At 71.4% G+C, this 14,893-nt stretch carries 16 protein-coding genes; 8 read left to right on the forward strand and 8 right to left on the reverse strand.

From position 1 onward, the window contains the following. Window positions 1-78: 78 nt before the first annotated feature. Entirely contained in the window at window positions 79-822 is a 744-nt protein-coding gene (locus BM252_RS13645; protein WP_093388319.1) for an ArsR/SmtB family transcription factor, read from the reverse strand. A 76-nt stretch (window positions 823-898) separates the two neighbouring features. Here BM252_RS13645 and BM252_RS13650 point away from each other — a divergent pair, with 76 nt between their 5' ends. Together BM252_RS13650 and BM252_RS13655 are read left to right on the forward strand one after the other, a co-directional pair. Beyond that, the gene (locus BM252_RS13650) at window positions 899-2,062 is read left to right on the forward strand and encodes a cytochrome P450 family protein (protein ID WP_093388212.1); all 1,164 of its coding nucleotides are present in this window, start codon (window positions 899-901) and stop codon (window positions 2,060-2,062) included. Continuing rightward, window positions 2,059-2,403 carry an antibiotic biosynthesis monooxygenase family protein gene (locus BM252_RS13655; protein WP_093388213.1) on the forward strand — a complete coding sequence of 115 codons (345 nt, stop codon included), beginning with the start codon at window positions 2,059-2,061 and terminating at the stop codon, window positions 2,401-2,403. The genes BM252_RS13650 and BM252_RS13655 overlap by 4 nt, the downstream gene beginning before the upstream one ends. A 24-nt stretch (window positions 2,404-2,427) precedes the next feature. Here the strand turns inward: BM252_RS13655 and BM252_RS13660 are convergent, their stop codons facing one another. Continuing rightward, window positions 2,428-2,889, reverse strand: coding sequence for a hypothetical protein (locus BM252_RS13660; RefSeq protein WP_093388215.1), 462 nt, complete (start codon window positions 2,887-2,889; stop codon window positions 2,428-2,430). Window positions 2,890-3,027: 138 nt separating this feature from the next. On the opposite strand from BM252_RS13660, the gene BM252_RS13665 reads away from it, so the two are divergent. Continuing rightward, the gene (locus BM252_RS13665; protein WP_093388216.1) at window positions 3,028-3,294 is read left to right on the forward strand and encodes a hypothetical protein; all 267 of its coding nucleotides are present in this window, start codon (window positions 3,028-3,030) and stop codon (window positions 3,292-3,294) included. 61 nt (window positions 3,295-3,355) lie between these two features. Here BM252_RS13665 and BM252_RS13670 read toward each other — a convergent pair whose 3' ends face one another. The 6 genes from BM252_RS13670 to BM252_RS13695 all read right to left on the reverse strand — a co-directional run bounded on the left by BM252_RS13670 (window position 3,356) and on the right by BM252_RS13695 (window position 9,365). Beyond that, complete coding sequence (locus tag BM252_RS13670; RefSeq protein ID WP_093388218.1) at window positions 3,356-4,045, reverse strand: DUF6901 family protein; 690 nt, start codon at window positions 4,043-4,045, stop codon at window positions 3,356-3,358. Window positions 4,046-4,272: 227 nt separating this feature from the next. Beyond that, entirely contained in the window at window positions 4,273-5,172 is a 900-nt protein-coding gene (gene rpoH, locus BM252_RS13675; RefSeq protein ID WP_174900522.1) for an RNA polymerase sigma factor RpoH, read from the reverse strand. Window positions 5,173-5,663: 491 nt separating this feature from the next. After that, window positions 5,664-6,584, reverse strand: coding sequence for a permease-like cell division protein FtsX (gene ftsX / locus BM252_RS13680; protein ID WP_093388221.1), 921 nt, complete (start codon window positions 6,582-6,584; stop codon window positions 5,664-5,666). Beyond that, a complete protein-coding gene (locus BM252_RS13685) occupies window positions 6,581-7,243 on the reverse strand; it encodes a cell division ATP-binding protein FtsE (protein WP_093388222.1) in 663 nt (220 codons plus the stop codon). Before BM252_RS13685 ends, ftsX begins: the two co-directional genes overlap by 4 nt. A gap of 7 nt (window positions 7,244-7,250) precedes the next feature. Beyond that, window positions 7,251-8,276 (reverse strand): signal recognition particle-docking protein FtsY, encoded by a 1,026-nt coding sequence (gene ftsY, locus BM252_RS13690; protein WP_093388224.1) that lies wholly within the window; start codon window positions 8,274-8,276, stop codon window positions 7,251-7,253. A gap of 135 nt (window positions 8,277-8,411) precedes the next feature. After that, window positions 8,412-9,365 carry a MerR family transcriptional regulator gene (locus BM252_RS13695; protein WP_093388225.1) on the reverse strand — a complete coding sequence of 318 codons (954 nt, stop codon included), beginning with the start codon at window positions 9,363-9,365 and terminating at the stop codon, window positions 8,412-8,414. A gap of 278 nt (window positions 9,366-9,643) precedes the next feature. On the opposite strand from BM252_RS13695, the gene BM252_RS13700 reads away from it, so the two are divergent. The 5 genes from BM252_RS13700 to BM252_RS13720 are packed head-to-tail and all read left to right on the forward strand — an operon-like array spanning window position 9,644 to window position 14,852. Next, window positions 9,644-10,924 carry an NAD(P)/FAD-dependent oxidoreductase gene (locus BM252_RS13700; RefSeq protein ID WP_093388227.1) on the forward strand — a complete coding sequence of 427 codons (1,281 nt, stop codon included), beginning with the start codon at window positions 9,644-9,646 and terminating at the stop codon, window positions 10,922-10,924. Next, entirely contained in the window at window positions 10,914-11,774 is an 861-nt protein-coding gene (locus BM252_RS13705) for a DUF1365 domain-containing protein (protein ID WP_093388228.1), read from the forward strand. The genes BM252_RS13700 and BM252_RS13705 overlap by 11 nt, the downstream gene beginning before the upstream one ends. Beyond that, window positions 11,771-13,033 (forward strand): SAM-dependent methyltransferase, encoded by a 1,263-nt coding sequence (locus tag BM252_RS13710; protein WP_093388230.1) that lies wholly within the window; start codon window positions 11,771-11,773, stop codon window positions 13,031-13,033. Before BM252_RS13705 ends, BM252_RS13710 begins: the two co-directional genes overlap by 4 nt. Continuing rightward, on the forward strand, window positions 13,030-13,614 hold the full coding sequence (locus BM252_RS13715; RefSeq protein WP_093388231.1) for a chalcone isomerase family protein: 585 nt from the start codon (window positions 13,030-13,032) through the stop codon (window positions 13,612-13,614). The genes BM252_RS13710 and BM252_RS13715 overlap by 4 nt, the downstream gene beginning before the upstream one ends. Next, window positions 13,611-14,852, forward strand: a complete 1,242-nt coding sequence (locus BM252_RS13720; protein ID WP_093388232.1) for an MFS transporter — start codon at window positions 13,611-13,613, stop codon at window positions 14,850-14,852. The genes BM252_RS13715 and BM252_RS13720 overlap by 4 nt, the downstream gene beginning before the upstream one ends. Window positions 14,853-14,893 lie beyond the last annotated feature (41 nt).

Below are 14,893 nucleotides of genomic sequence, written 5' to 3' on the forward strand. Positions count from 1 at the left end.
GCGCGGCTTAGCCGGCGCCGCCAGCCGCGCGCGCCGTTGTCTTGCCGCCGCGCCGGCCTGCCCGGTCCGTCGGCGTGCCTAGTCCGCCGGCGCGAAGGCGGCCAGCAGTTGGCGCTGGCCCTTGGCCGCCACCGCCAGGGCGCGGCTGTCCAGCTCGCGCTCGACCCAGCCACGGCGCAGCGCCAGTTGCAGCAACGCCGCGCCGAGCGCGCCGCCGATGTGCGGCCGGCGCTCGCTCCAGTCCAGGCAGGGACAGGCGAAGCGGCGGCGCAGCTTGCGCAGCGCCGCCAGGTCGATGCCGGCGCGGGCGAAGCCGGCCTCGCCGGCCGCGCTCAGCGCATATTCGGCAGCGCCACCGATGCCGACATCGCCACCGCCGCCGCCGGTGCCGGCCTCGCTGGCGGCCGTGCCGGCCAGCCAACCCTGGGCGGCGATCTGGTCGTGCAGCGCCACCGCCACCGTGCCGGCCATGTGGTCGTAGCAGGTGCGGGCGTGGCGCAGCCGGTCCGGCGTGTTGGGCTGGAAGGCCGGGCGCGGCAGGCCGGCCACCACCAGCAGCGCCTCGAGGGCGGCGCCGACGTCGGCGCTGGCCAGCGTGTAGTAGCGGTGCTTGCCCTGGGCGACCATGTCGATCAGGCGCTCGTCGCGCAGGCGCGCCAGGTGGGCGCTGGCGGTCGACGGGCTGACCTCGCCGACCACCGACAGCTCGGTGCTGGTGCGGGCGTGGCCGTCGAGCAGGCAGCACAGCATGCGCGCCCGCGCCGGCTCGGCGATGGCGCCGGCGATGCGGGCCAGATGGTTGTCGGCGTTGTGTGCATCCATGATGTGGTCGCGGGCGAAGTGTGGGTGGCGGGGGCCCAGCATACTGCCACTTCCCACCACCCGCAACGGAAATTCCATGCAGCCTAGCGATCCCATCGCCGCCGTCGTCCACGCCGACCCCTATCCCTACTACGCCACGCTGGCCGCCCGGCCCGGCTTGCTGTTCGAGCCGCGCCTGAACCTGTGGCTGGCGGCCGGCGCGGCCAGCGCGCGCGCCGTGCTGGAGCACGCCGATTGCCTGGTGCGTCCGCTCGGCGAACCGGTGCCGGCGGCCATCGCCGGCGCGCCGGCCGGCCGCGTTTTCGCCGAGCTGGTGCGCATGAACGAGGGCGCGCGCCATAGCCAGCCCAAACTGGCGCTGCAGCGCGCGCTGGCCGGCGTGGATACGCAGGCGGCGCGGCGCCGTGCGCACCTGCTGGGACTAGCGTTGTGGCGCGACCGTGAGTGCGGCGGCGGTGGTGATCTGGCCGACTGGATGGCGGCGCTGCCGGTGTCGGTGGTGGCCAGTTTGATCGGCTTTGCCGACGCCGAGCTGCCGGCCGTGGCGGCCTGGATGGGCGAGTTCGTCGCCTGCCTGTCGCCGCTCAGCGACGCCGGGCAGCTGGCGCGCGCCCACCAGGCGGCGACCGCGCTGCTGGCCAGCTTTAGGGTTCTGCTGCGGCACGCCTCGGCCCGGCCGGAGACGCTGCTGGCGCAGGTGTTGGCCGAGGCCGAGACGGTCGGCTGGGACCAAGCCGACGGCCTGCTGGCCAATCTGGTCGGGCTGCTGTCGCAAACCTACGAGGCCACCGCCGGCTTGCTCGGCAACGCCCTGATCGCGCGCCAGCGCCAGACCGATGCGGCCGGCGCGAGCGTAGCGGGCGGCGCGCCGGCACGCGACGACGGTCCGCAATGGGCCGCCGCGCTGGTGGCGGCGGTCAGCCGCGACGACCCGCCGGTGCAGAACACGCGGCGCTTCGTCGCGCGCGACTGCGTGGTGGCCGGCACGCCGCTGCTGGCCGGCCAGACGGTGCTGGTGCTGCTGGCCGCCGCCAACCACGACCCGGCCGGCGCCGGCGCCGTCTTCGGCTTCGGCCATGGCGCCCACGCCTGCCCCGGCCACGCCCTGGCCTGCGCCGTCGCCGCCGGCGCGCTGCAGGCGGCGGCCGAGCTGCCGCTGCCGGCGCGGCTGGCGTGGCGCTACCGGCCGTCGCACAACGGCCGCATCCCGCTTTTCTCCAACCCGCAGCAGGCAGCATGATCGCGGTTATTTTCGAAGTCTGGCCGCAGGCCGAGCACAAGCAGCAGTACCTGGATCTGGCGGCCGCGTTGCGGCCCTTGCTGGCGCAGGTCGACGGCTTCATCTCGATCGAGCGTTTCCAGAGTCTGAGCGAACCGGAGAAGCTGCTGTCGCTGTCCTTCTTCCGCGACGAGGCGGCGGTGGCGCGCTGGCGCCAGCTGGAGGCGCACGGCGCGGCGCAGGAGCAGGGCCGCGCCGTGGTGTTCCGCGACTATCGCCTGCGGGTGGCCGAGGTGGCGCGCGACTACGGCTTGCACGAGCGCGCCCAAGCGCCGCAGGACGGCCGCGCGCGCCACGCTTGATGCCGGCGCGGCATTGGCCGGCGCCTACCTGGCCGGCGCCGCCAGGTCGACCTGCAGGCTGACCCGGTAGTCGGGCGGCGGCGCGCGCAGCGCAGCCGGTTCGGCCGGCTCGACGCCCATCAGGGTGACGCCGACGCCGTTCAGGCTCTGCGTCTTGGCGCCGCCGGGCATGTCCTCGGCCAGCACGAAGCTGCGCTCGCCGCCGGCGCCGCCCAGCGTCAGGCTGTAGCTGATGTAGCCGGCCCAGACGCAGACGGCGCCCTTGCGGCAGCGGCTGTCGTTGACACGGTCCAGCCGCAGCGTGGTGCCGGGCGCCACGGCGACGCTCTGGCCCGGGCCGAGCACGTAGACGGCGCTGGCGCGCGCGGCCGCCTGGGCGGCCGGTGCGCCGCCCTGGCTGGCGGCGTTGCCACAGGCGTACAGCGCGGCCAGGCCGGCCAGCAGCGCGGGCAGGGCGACCAGCTGACGCAGGATGCTGCTGTTCATGCGCTTCCTTTCGTAGGGGGAGGGGTGGATTGCGCATCCAGCATAGCAAATTTGCAATTCTCGCGGCGCACAAACAATCCCGATGGGGCGGCCGAACTTGCGTAGAATGTCTGCTTTGAATTAACCAGGACAACGACAATGAAAAAAACCGGCATGGCGAAGAGTGACGCCAAAAAACTGATGGGCAAGATGGCTGCCCCGGGAGCGACCGGTTTCGGCAAGGTGGCCGAGGTGGTCGACAAGCGCGAACAGCGCAAACGCGACCAGGCGCTGGGTCTGGTGCCCTTCGCCGTCAAACTCAACGACGCCCTGGTGGCGCAGTTGCACGCGCGCGCCAAGGACAGCGACACCGAGCTGAACCAACTGGTCGGCGAGCTGCTGGCCAAGGGCCTGGCCGCCGCCTGATAGCCATGCCGGCGGCATGTCGCGCCGGCTTGCGCGGCGGCGCTGGTGTGGCAACGCTACACTAAGGCGCCGCCGCCGCGTCGTCCAACTGGGCGGCGAACAATATCTTGATCTCCTCCAGCTGCTCGTCGATCGAATAGGGCAGCGCCTTGGCCAGCAGGTCGAGCAGCACCAGCGCGTTGATCGCGCCGTCCTTCTGCGCCGCCGCGCGTATCCGTTCCGCCATCGCCATGTTCACGCTTTGCATCGCCTGGCCGTTCCGTTTGAGTCCGGCCAGCGCCCAGTCCGCTGTCAAGCCGGCCTGCTGCCGCAGGTATTGCGCCAGCAGATAGCTCGACACCACCCGGTACAGATTCTCCTCCGCCGTCGCGAAGGGCAGGTGGAAGTGCGCCATCGGCTTGAGGAAGGCGACATGCGGACAGTCGCTGCCGGCCGCCAGCAGTCCCATCAACGCGCCGGCCGCGCGCTGCACCGTGGTGCGCTTGGCGACGCTGCGCTCGGCCGTTTCGACGCGCACCTCGACCTCCTCATAGGACGCCAGCGCGCCGACGGTCTGCACCAGCTCGACCAGCTCGACCGCCATCGGACAGTGCGGTGTGCTCGCCGGCGTCAGCGGACAGTTCGGGCATTGGTGGAAGTCGAGCCGGGTCCAGTCCGGCAGCGCCGCGGCGTCGGCCGCCGGGCGCCCGGTGTTGCCGAGCGCGGCGCTGCGGCCGTCGGCAAAATTGAAGTGGTAGGTCACGTTTTGCATGGCGCGTATCCGACTGACGGTTCTTTCCGATGGTACGCTTCCGGGCGGAAATAACAAGTGCCGCCGGCGCCGCCTGGCCAGGACAGGGGACCTCAAAAAAGGGTCAGACCCAAGGGTCTGACCCTGGCACGTTGACCGTGGCACGCTGCACCGGGCCTGCCCGCCGCGCGGAACAAAAAAATGCCGCCCGGCGCGAGCGGGGCGGCATATGACGGAACGGCGGTCGCTTAGATGTAGGCGGCCAGCGCGCCCTTCATTTTCTTCAGCGCGGCCGATTCGATCTGGCGGATGCGCTCGGCCGACACGCCGAACTCGGCGGCCAGCGTGTGCAGGGTGGCGCCGGAGCCGTCGTCGTTGGCCAGCCAGCGGGCCTCGACGATGCGGCGCGAGCGCGGATCGAGCTTGCCCAGCGCCGTCTCCAGTCCCTCGGACTGCAGACGGGTGACCTGCTCGGCCTCCAACACCTTGGTCGGCTCGTTCTGGTCCGACGACAGGTAGGCGATCGGGGCGAACTTGTCGTCGTCGTCGTCGGTCGACGATTCGAGGGCGATGTCGCGGCCGCTCAGACGGGTTTCCATCTCGATCACTTCCTCGCGCTTGACGTCGAGCAGCTTGGCCAGCGCGTCGATCTGCGGCGGCGTCATCGCGTCCAGGCCGGTCTTGTGGCTGCGCAGGTTGAAGAACAGCTTGCGCTGGGCCTTGGTGGTGGCCACCTTGACCAGACGCCAGTTCTTCAAGATGTACTCGTGCATCTCGGCCTTGATCCAATGCATCGCGTAGGACACCAGGCGCACGCCCTGGTCCGGGTCGAAGCGCTTGACCGCCTTCATCAGGCCGATGTTGCCTTCCTGGATCAGGTCGGCGTGCGGCAGGCCGTAGCCCAGGTAGCCACGGGCGATCGACACCACCAGGCGCAGGTGCGACAGCACCAGTTCTTGCGCGGCGGCCAGGTCGTTCTTTTCCTGCAGGCGGCGGGCCAGCGAGATTTCTTCGTCGTGCGAGAGCATCGGCAGGCGGTTGACGGCCGAAATATAGGCGTCCAGGTTGCCCAGGTTGCCGGTGAAGCCGAGTCCCAGGGCGCGGTTGGTTGCTGGAACCAAGGCGGTCGGTGCGGACATCATAGTCATATTCTTTCCTCGCTCGATAATGTTTCTTAGTCTCAATGTGCCACGCGGCATGCGGGTGGACACGGACTGTTACGGTTTGTTACCTGGAGCATCTTGCAGGCGACACAGGTGTTTCCGGCCTTACATCCGGCCCCGGTCGGGCACCGCATGTGTTGCTTTAAAAGAATGTCCTGTGGCGCAATTTTCCATATATTAGCACTCTCCTGTGTTGAGTGCCAATCGCCTCAAATAATCGGCTTGATAGTAAAAATACTATGGGGACGGAATAGTCTATGGTCTTTACCGAAGGAGCGTGTCTGCCGAGCATATGCCGTTCTTTCGCACAAATCCTTGAGCTAGATCAAGACAGGCATAGCTTGTGCTTCGCAGCTTAGGAGCGCCTTAAGATCGCTTAACTTTATCGTGGCGGCAGAGCACCGTCTGTGCGCGGACGCGCACAGGGAGGGGAGCGGCGGAGCACGGGGCGCTCCGCCGTCAGGTTCAACGCGGGCTCAGTTCAGCCGCGCCAGGTGGCGCTGCACCGACAGCACGGCGCCGACCAGGCCCAGGCCGGCCGACAGGGCCAGCAGGCCGGCCATCGGCAGCGGCGCCAGCGGCACCAGCTGGAACTCGGAGGCGTACAGGCGGGCGAACTCGGCGATGGCCGTGTTGAGCGGGCGCAGCGCCAGCGCCACCGCGCCCAGCGCCACGGCGCCGGCGCACAGGCCGAGCAGGGCGCCGGTGTAATAGAAGGGGCGGTGGATGAAGGTGTCGGTGGCGCCGATCAGCTTGGAGACGGAGATCTCCTCGCGCTGCGTCAGCACCTGCAGGCGGATGGTGTTGAACACCACCGCCACCACCACCATGCCCAGCGTGGCGGCCAGCAGCAGCAGGGCCAGGCGCAGCACGCCGAGCAGGGCGGCCAGGCGCTTGACCCAGGCCGAGTCGACCTGCACCGTGTCGACGCCGGGCAGGGCGCGCATCTGTTCGGCCAGCGCCTCGACGTCGCCGCCGGCCTGGGCGTTGCGGAAGGCGTCGAGTTTCAGCACGTAGCTGTCGGGCAGCGGGTTCTCGCCCAGGGTGGCCAGCACGTCGGACAGGCCGCTCTTGGTCTTCAGGCTGTCGAGCGCCTTCTCGCGCGGCGTGAAGACGATTTTGGCCTGTTGGTCCTTGACGATCTGGCGCAGCGAGACGGCCAGCGCCTCGGCCTGCTCGCGCGGCGCGTCCTGTTGCATGAACAGGCTGATCTCGGGATCGACCGACATCTGCTCGGACATCGGCCGCACATTGTCGAGCAGGGTCACGCCGGCGAAGGGCAGGGCCAGCGCGATGGCGACGACGACGATGTTGAAGAGGAAGCTGCCGGGGGCGCGGCGCACATGCACCAGCGCCGAGGCCAGCGCGAAGCCGTGTTGGCGCAACCAGTTGTTCATGCCGTCGCTCCTACGACCAGCTGGCCGTGGTTCAAATGGATCACCCGCGCGGCGGCGTCGAGCATCTGCTCGTCGTGGCTGGAGATCAGGCAGGTCACGCCGACCGAGTGGAAGGCCTTGAGGGCGTCGAGCACCTGGTTGGCGCTGGCGCGGTCGAGGTTGGCGGTGGGCTCGTCGGCCAGGATGATCTGCGGCCGGTTGACGATGGCGCGGGCGATGGCGACGCGCTGCTGCTCGCCGCCGGACAGGGCCAGCGGGGCCGCCTGGGCGCGCTCGAGCAGGCCGACCTTGTCGAGGGCGGCGCGGGCGCGCTGCTCGGCCTGGGCGCGCGGGGCGCCGGTGACCAGCAGCGGCAGCATGACGTTGGCCAAAATGCTGCGGTCGGTCAGCAGGCGTTGCTGCTGGAAGATCAGGCCGAGGTTGCGGCGCAGGAAGGGCAGGCCGGCGCGCTTGATCAGGCCGATGTCCTGGCCGTTGACGATGACCTTGCCTGCGCTGGGCCGTTCCATCGCCGCGATCATCTTCAGCAGGGTCGACTTGCCGGCGCCGGACGGCCCGGCCAGGAACACCAGCTCGCCCTTGGCCACCGTCAGGGAGACGTCGCGCAGGGCCATCGCGTCGGGGGAATAGGCTTTCGAGACGTTCTGGAACTCGATCATCGGGCGCTTATCCGAGCAGGGCGTCGACGAAGTCGACCGCGTTGAACGGTTGCAGGTCCTCGATCTTCTCGCCGATGCCGATGAAGTAGACCGGCACCGGGCGGACGCGGGCGATGGCGGCCAGCACGCCGCCCTTGGCGGTGCCGTCGAGCTTGGTGATGACCAGGCCGGTCAGTTGCAGCGCGTCGTCGAAGGCCTTGACCTGGGTCAGCGCGTTCTGTCCGGTGTTGCCGTCGATCACCAGCAGCGTCTCGTGCGGCGCGCCCTCGAGGCCCTTGCCGATGACCCGCTTGACCTTTTTCAGCTCCTCCATCAGGTGCAACTGGGTCGGCAGGCGGCCGGCCGTGTCGATCATCACGACGTTGATGCCGCGCGCCTTGGCCGACTGCACCGCGTCGAAGGAGACGGCGGCCGGGTCGCCCGACTCCTGCGAGATGACGGTGACGTTGTTGCGCTGGCCCCAGACCATCAGCTGCTCGCGGGCGGCGGCGCGGAAGGTGTCGCCGGCGGCCAGCAGCACCGACTGGCCGTTGGCCTGCATGTGCTTGGCCAGCTTGCCGATGGTGGTGGTCTTGCCGGCGCCGTTGACGCCGGAGATCATCATCACCATCGGCTGGTGGCGGCCCAGCTCGAACGGCCGTTGCAGCGGCGTCAGCAGCTCGATCAGCAGCGTCTTCAGGGCCGCCTTGACGGCGGCGGCGTCGAGCAGCTTGTCCTCCTTGACCCGCTTCTTGAGCGCGTCGAGCAGGTACTGGGTGGCGTCGATGCCGGCGTCGGACATCAGCAGCGCCGCCTCCAGCTCCTCGTACAGGTCGTCGTCGATCTTGGCGCCGACGAACAGCACCGACAGGTTGGCCGAGGTCTTCGACAGGCCGGCCTTGAGGCGGCTGATCCAGGATTGCTTGGCGGCCGGCTCCTCGATGGCCAGCGGCGCGGCGGCGGCGTCGCGCGGGGCGGGCTGCTCCGCTGGGGTGGCGGGCGCGGCGGGCGCGGCGTCCGGAGTGGCGGTTTTTTTCTTGAAGAAACTGAACATGGATGTGTGGTTTGGGGGCGCTTCAAGCTGATGTCCGGCAGCGCCGGACACGGGGAAATGGCGGTATTTTACCAGAGCGCGGCGGCGCTACCGGAATGACAACTTTGGCCGGCGCCGGGCGCCGCCCGCCCGCGTTCAGCCCGGCTGCCCGTCGCGGCCCGGCCGGCGCAGGCGCCAGCCGGCCACGGCGGCGGCGATGTCGGCCAGGCCGAACACGCGCACGAAGGGCGGCTGGCGCCGTTGCAGCGCGGCGCAGGCGCCGCCGGCCCACAGCTCGGCGCGGCCGTCGAGGCGGGCGTGCAGCTCGGCCAGGCCGTCGAGCGCCTGGCGCGGATTCATTGCCGCCGAGAACGACAGCGCGACGATGTCGATGCGCTGGGCGCGCACCGCCTCGACGATGTCGAGCAGCGGCGTCTGCACCCCCAGCGAGATGCAGTAGGCGCCCTCGACGACGAACATGGCCTCGGCCATCAGCAGGCCCAGGCCGTGGCGCTCCTGCGGCAGGGTGGTGAGCAGGATGCGCGGCGCGCCGGGCGCGTTGGCGTTGGGTTGCGGCACGGAGAAGATCGCGCCGCGCATCACCACCTTGAGCGACTCGGTATACAGGTGCTCCTCGAACACGGCCAGCTGGCCGCAGGCCCAGGCCTCGCCGATCAGCGCCGTCAGCGGCGCCACCAGGTCGGTGACGAAGCTGGTCAGCCCCATCACCAGCAGCGCCTGCGACAGCTTGCGCCGCAGCGCCTCGATCTGGTGGCTTTTGCACAGCGCCAGGCAGGCCTGCAGCTCGGGGTGGGGGGCGGCCTGGCCGGGCTTGCCGCCGGCGGCGCGCTCGGCCATGGTCTGCAGCTCGGCGGCGCTGAACTGGATCACCTTGCCGGGACGGAAGCCCAGGTCGATCAGGCGCTTGACCAGGCGCAGCTTGTGCACCTGCTCGACCGGATAGATCCGCTCGCCGTTGGGGTCGCGCAGCGGCTGCGGGAAGTCGTAGCGGCGCTCCCAGACGCGCAGGGTCTCCTTGGCCACGCCGGTGTCGCGCTCGACATCGCTGATGGTGCTGGCTACCGGCATGCTGAGGAGATTGGTTTTCATGGGGCTGGGGCGGCTGCGGCCTGGACGGCGGACGCGCGACTTGGCACATTGTTTGGGTGCATGGGAGGTCGGGGAAACCGGGATTTCGCCGACGCGAACTGCATTCTACATTCGTTTGCCGCGGCGCAGCGGGACGCCGCGGCGGGCCTGTCCCGCGATTGCCCGCCGGTAGCGGAAATTGTCCACGACACGCTGTTGACATCCGGAACCAATTAACTGATTATCGGTATTGTATCCGTTTTGTCCAGGACAAAAAACCTAACCGCCGGTGGAAAATAATGAAAATTGCTGTTGTTGGATCGGGGATTTCCGGTCTTGCCTGCGCGCATCGCCTGGTCCAAGCCGGCAACGAGGTGGTCTTGTTCGAGGCGGGCGACTATTTCGGCGGCCATAGCCACACCGTCGACGTCGAGCTCGACGGCGTGCGCCATGGCGTCGACACCGGCTTCCTGGTGTTCAACCAGCGCACCTACCCGACCCTGGTGGCGCTGTTCGAGCAGCTCGGCGTGGCCACGGCCGCCAGCGAGATGGGCTTCTCGGTCAAGCTGCCGCTGGCCGGGCGCACGCTGGAATGGGCCGGCGGCAACCTCGACCAGGTGTTCAGCCAGCGCCGCAACCTGGTCGACCCGGCCTTCCTGCGCATGCTGCGCGACATCCTGCGCTTCAACCGCGCCGCCAGCGCCATCGCCGTCGCCAGGCCGCCGGCGCCGGACTGCTCGCTCGGCGCCTGGCTCGACCGGCACGGCTACAGCGCCCAGTTCCGCCACTGGTATCTGTTGCCGATGGCGGCCTGCATCTGGTCCTGCCCGGCGCAGCAGATGCTGGCCTTCCCGCTCGCCACTTTCGTGCGCTTCTGCCACAACCACGGCCTGCTGCAGGTGAGCGGCCGGCCGCAGTGGCGCAGCGTGGCCGGCGGCGCGCGCCAGTACGTCGACAAGCTGCTGGCCGGCATACCGCAGCGCCGCCTGGCCTGTCCGGTGCACATGGTGGCGCGCCAGCACAACGGCGGGCGCGCCGTCACCCTGCACAGCGGCGCCGGCGTCGAGCAGTACGACGAGGTGGTGCTGGCCTGCCACAGCGACCAGGCGCTGGCGCTGCTGGCCGACTTCAGCGACGACGAGCGCGCCGTGCTCGGCGCCGTGCGCTACCAGTCCAACCGCGCCGTGCTGCACACCGACACCAGCTGCCTGCCGGCCGAGCGCAAGGCCTGGTCGGCCTGGAACTACCAGGGCAGCGGCGGCACCGACGGCCGGGTCTGCGTGCACTACCTGCTCAACCTGTTGCAGCCGCTGCCGTTCGCGCGGCCGCTGCTGGTCTCGCTCAATCCGATCGAGCCGCCCGACCCGGCGCTGGTGCTGGGCGAGTACGACTACGCCCACCCGGTGTTCGACGCCGCCGCCATCGCCGCCCAGGGCGGCTTGGCGGCGCTGCAGGGGCGCGGCCACACCTGGTTCGCCGGCGCCTGGACCGGCTACGGCTTCCACGAGGACGGCCTGAAGTCCGGGCTGCGCGTGGCCACCGCGCTGATCCAGTCGGCCCAGTTGCGCCATGCCGCCTGAGGCGGGCGCGCCGCCGGCCGCCCGCGCCGGCCACGACGCCGCCGCCGTTCCCGCCGCGCCGGCCGCCAGCGGCGCCCTGCTGTGCTTCGGCCAGCTGCGCCACCAGCGCCTGCTGCCGCGCCGCCACGCCTTCCACTACGGCGCCTACTACCTGCGCCTGCCGCTGCGCGCGCTGGCGCGGCAAGGCGGCCTCGGCGGCGGCCGCCTGTTCGGCCACAACCGCTTCAACCTGCTGTCCTTCCACGACCGCGACCACGGCGACGGCGGCGGCGAGCTGCTGGCCTGGATCGGCGCGCTGCTGGCCGCCGAGGGCGTGGCCGACGCCGACGGCGAGATCTGGCTGCAGACCATGCCGCGCGTGCTCGGCTACGTCTTCAACCCGGTCTCGTTCTGGTTCTGCCACCGCCGCGACGGCGCCCTGCGCGCCGTCTTGTGCGACGTGCGCAACACCTTCGGCGAACGCCACTACTATCTGCTCGACACCGGCGCGGCCATCCCCAACGGCGCCGAGCTGGGCGCGCGCAAGGTGTTCCACGTCTCGCCGTTCTGCGCCGTCGAGGGCGGCTACCGCTTCCGTTTCTTCCAGGGCGCGCCGGCCGGCGCGGCGGGCGAGCACAGCCTGGCGCGCATCGACCACCACGACGCGCACGGCGCCCTGCTGCTGCAAACCAGCCTGTCCGGCCGCGCCGTGCCGCTCGACGGGCGCGCCGTGGCGCGCGCCTTCCTGCGCTACCCCTTGATGAGTTTCGCCGTCGTGCTGCGCATCCACTGGCAGGCGCTGCGCCTGTGGCTGCGCCGTGTGCCCTTCCATTCCAAACCCGTTCCGCCCGCCGACAAGGTATCCCGATGAGCACTGAATCCCTGCCGACCCCGGCCGCCGCAGTACACCCGCGCCGGCCCGCCGCCGCCCCGCCGGCGCCGGCCGAGCAAGCCGGCGGCGTGCCGCCCGCCGCCCGCCTGATCCTGACGATGTTGGGCGGCCTGCGCCACGGCGCGCTGCTGTTGACCACGCCGGACGGCGTCTGTCGGCGCTACGGCGACGCCTCCTTCCCGGTCGCGCTGGAGCTGCGCAACTGGGCGCCCTGCGGCGCCGCGCTGCGCGCCGGCGACATCGGCTTCGCCGAGAGCTTCATCGCCGGCGACTGGCGCAGCGACAACCTGCCCGGCCTGATCGAACTGTTGGTCCGCAACCGCGCGCAAATCGAGGCGGCGGTCTACGGCAGCTGGTGGGGCAGCCTGCTGTACCGCCTCAAGCATCTGCTGCACCGCAATTCGCGCGCCGGCAGCCGCAAGAACATCCACGCCCACTACGACATCGGCAACGACTTCTATCGGCTGTGGCTGGACCGCGGCATGAGCTATTCGAGCGCGCTCTTCGTCGCCGGTAACGACGGCGACCTGGAACAGGCGCAGCTGGCCAAATACCGCCGCGTCGTCGCGCAACTGGCGCTGGCGAAGGGCGCCAGCGTGCTGGAGATCGGCTGCGGCTGGGGCGGCTTCGCCGAGACCGCCGCGCGCGAGGCGCGGGTCCACGTCACCGGCCTGACCCTGTCGGCCGAGCAGCTGGCCTACGCCCGCGCGCGGCTGGAGGCGGCCGGCCTGGCCCACGCCGCCGACCTGCGCCTGTGCGACTACCGCGACAGCGACGGCCGCTACGACGCCATCGCCTCGATCGAGATGTTCGAGGCGGTCGGCGAGCGCTACTGGCCGGACTATTTCGCCTGCCTGGCGCGCAACCTGAAGCCGGGCGGGCGCGCCTGCATCCAGACCATCGTCATCGACGACGCCCTGTTCGAGCGCTACCGCAAGGGCAGCGACTTCATCCAGCAGTACATCTTCCCCGGCGGCATGCTGCCGTCGCCGTCGGCCTTCCGCGCCCAGGCGGCGCGCCACGGCCTGCAGGTGGTCGACGAGTTCCGCTTCGGCCCGGACTACGCCGCCACGCTGCTGTTGTGGCGCGAGGCCTTCAAGCGCCAGCACGAGGCGATCGAGGCGCAAGGCTTCGACCAGCGCTTCATGCTGACCTGGGAGTTCTACCTGGCCTACTGCGAGGCGGCCTTCCGCGCCGGCAGCACCGACGTGGTGCAGTTCACGCTGCTCAAGCCGTGAGCCCGCGCCTGGCCCGGCCGCGCGCGGCGGCCTTGGCCGCGCTGCTGGCCGCCGCCGCGCTGGCGCAGCCGCTGCCGGCGGCGGCGCAGGGCGCCGTGGCGCCGGCCCACGTGGCGCGCGAGCTGGCGCGGCCGCGGCTGGCCGGCGCGGGCGGCTACAGCTGGTTCGGCCTGCCCATCTACACGGCCCGCCTGTGGGTCGGCGAGCAGGGCTACCGCGCCGACGCGCCCGAGGCGGCGCCCTTCGTGCTGGAGCTGCGCTACGCCCGCGCGCTGGCCGGCGCCCGGATCGCCGAGGCCAGCGTCGAGCAGATGGAACGGCTCGGCGCCGGCAGCGCGCCGCAGCGCGCCCGCTGGCTGCGCGAGATGAAGGCGATCTTCCCGGACGTGCAGGCGGGCAGCCAGCTGAGCGGCGTGTTCCTGCCCGCCGCCGGCACCCGCTTCTACCTCGACGGCCGGGCGCTGGCGACGCTGGCCGAGCCGGCCTTCGCCAAGGCCTTCTACGCCATCTGGCTCGACCCGGCCAGCAGCGCGCGAGGCTTGCGCGAGTCCCTGCTGCGCGACGCCGCGCCGGCGCCATGAGGCCGGCCGCGCTGCTGTGCTACGGCGCCTTCGGCCTGCCGCTGGCGATGGTGGCGCTGCCGATCTACGTCTACGTGCCGCAGTTCTACGCCGAGCGCAGCGGCCTCGGCCTGGCCGCCATCGGCGCCGCGCTGCTGCTGGCGCGGCTGGCGGCGGCCTGCGTCGACCCGGCCCTGGGCCGCTGGATGGCGCGCGGCGGCGACTACGCCGGCCACGTGCGCCTGGCGTTGGCGCCGCTGCTGCTCGGCTTTGTCGCCCTGTTCCATCCGCCGCCGCTGGGCGGCGCCGCCGCCATGGCCTGGTTCCTGGCGGCGCTGGCGCTGGCCTACCTCGGCTTCAGCCTGGCCACCATCGCCCACCAGAGCTGGGGCGCGGCGCTGAGCCAGGCGCCCGGCCCGCGCGCCCGCCTGACGGCCGCGCGCGAGGGCTGCGGCCTGCTCGGCGTGATGCTGGCGGCCGGCCTGGGCGCAGCCTACGGCTACACGGCGCTGTCGCTGGCCTTCGCCGCCGCGCTGCTGGGCGGCGCCGGCTGCCTGCTGCTGAAGGCGCCGCGGCCGCCGCGCGCCGCCGCCGGCATGGCCGGCGCCGGGCCGTGGTCGGGCCGGCGCCCGGCGCCCCTGCTGGCGCCCCTGCGCGGCCGCCGCTTCCGCGCCCTGTTCATCGTCGCCATGGTCAACGGCGTGGCGGCGGCGATCCCGGCCACGCTGTTCCTGTTCTTCGCCGACGACGTGCTCGGCCTGGGCGCCACGGCCGGCTGGTACCTGCTGCTGTACTTCTTGTGCGCGGCGGCCTCGCTGGCGCCGTGGGCGGCGCTGGCGCGGCGCGTCGGCGAGGCGCGCGCCTGGGTCGCCGGCATGCTGCTGGCGGCGCTGGTGTTCGTCTGGGCCTGGCGCCTGGGGGCCGGCGACAGCGCCGCCTTCGGCGCCATTTGCGCCGTCTCCGGACTGGCGCTGGGGGCCGACCTGGCGCTGCCGCCGGCGCTGCTGGCCGGCGTTATCGCCCGTGCCGGCCACAGCGGCGCAGGCGAGGGCGCCTACTTCGGCCTGTGGCACTGGGGCGTGCAAATGAACCTGGCGCTGGCCGCCGGCGTCGCCCTGCCGCTGCTGGCCTGGCTCGGCTACGTGCCCGGCGCGGCGCAGGGCACGGCGGCCCTCTCGTTCGCCTACGCGCTGCTGCCCTGCGCGCTCAAGCTGCTGGCCGCCGCGCTGCTGTGGCGCGCCCCGCTGCGCGACTGTTGAAGCGCCACTTCGATCCGCCCCATGCCCCCCCCACCAGACAG

This window comes from Rugamonas rubra, assembly GCF_900114705.1.
In the GTDB taxonomy this organism is placed as follows: Bacteria; Pseudomonadota; Gammaproteobacteria; order Burkholderiales; family Burkholderiaceae_D; genus Rugamonas; species Rugamonas rubra.

Excerpts from the sequence above, each read along its gene's own strand:
- BM252_RS13710 (WP_093388230.1), top strand. The coding sequence starts at position 11,771 with ATGAGCACTGAATCCCTGCCGACCCCGGCCGCCGCAGTACACCCGCGC.
- BM252_RS13695 (WP_093388225.1), bottom strand. The coding sequence starts at position 9,365 with ATGAAAACCAATCTCCTCAGCATGCCGGTAGCCAGCACCATCAGCGAT.
- BM252_RS13685 (WP_093388222.1), bottom strand. The coding sequence starts at position 7,243 with ATGATCGAGTTCCAGAACGTCTCGAAAGCCTATTCCCCCGACGCGATG.
- BM252_RS13645 (WP_093388319.1), bottom strand. The coding sequence starts at position 822 with ATGGATGCACACAACGCCGACAACCATCTGGCCCGCATCGCCGGCGCC.
- ftsX (WP_093388221.1), bottom strand. The coding sequence starts at position 6,584 with ATGAACAACTGGTTGCGCCAACACGGCTTCGCGCTGGCCTCGGCGCTG.
- BM252_RS13720 (WP_093388232.1), top strand. The coding sequence starts at position 13,611 with ATGAGGCCGGCCGCGCTGCTGTGCTACGGCGCCTTCGGCCTGCCGCTG.
- ftsY (WP_093388224.1), bottom strand. The coding sequence starts at position 8,276 with ATGTTCAGTTTCTTCAAGAAAAAAACCGCCACTCCGGACGCCGCGCCC.
- BM252_RS13650 (WP_093388212.1), top strand. The coding sequence starts at position 899 with ATGCAGCCTAGCGATCCCATCGCCGCCGTCGTCCACGCCGACCCCTAT.
- BM252_RS13665 (WP_093388216.1), top strand. The coding sequence starts at position 3,028 with ATGAAAAAAACCGGCATGGCGAAGAGTGACGCCAAAAAACTGATGGGC.
- rpoH (WP_174900522.1), bottom strand. The coding sequence starts at position 5,172 with ATGACTATGATGTCCGCACCGACCGCCTTGGTTCCAGCAACCAACCGC.
- BM252_RS13655 (WP_093388213.1), top strand. The coding sequence starts at position 2,059 with ATGATCGCGGTTATTTTCGAAGTCTGGCCGCAGGCCGAGCACAAGCAG.
- BM252_RS13670 (WP_093388218.1), bottom strand. The coding sequence starts at position 4,045 with ATGCAAAACGTGACCTACCACTTCAATTTTGCCGACGGCCGCAGCGCC.
- BM252_RS13660 (WP_093388215.1), bottom strand. The coding sequence starts at position 2,889 with ATGAACAGCAGCATCCTGCGTCAGCTGGTCGCCCTGCCCGCGCTGCTG.
- BM252_RS13700 (WP_093388227.1), top strand. The coding sequence starts at position 9,644 with ATGAAAATTGCTGTTGTTGGATCGGGGATTTCCGGTCTTGCCTGCGCG.
- BM252_RS13705 (WP_093388228.1), top strand. The coding sequence starts at position 10,914 with ATGCCGCCTGAGGCGGGCGCGCCGCCGGCCGCCCGCGCCGGCCACGAC.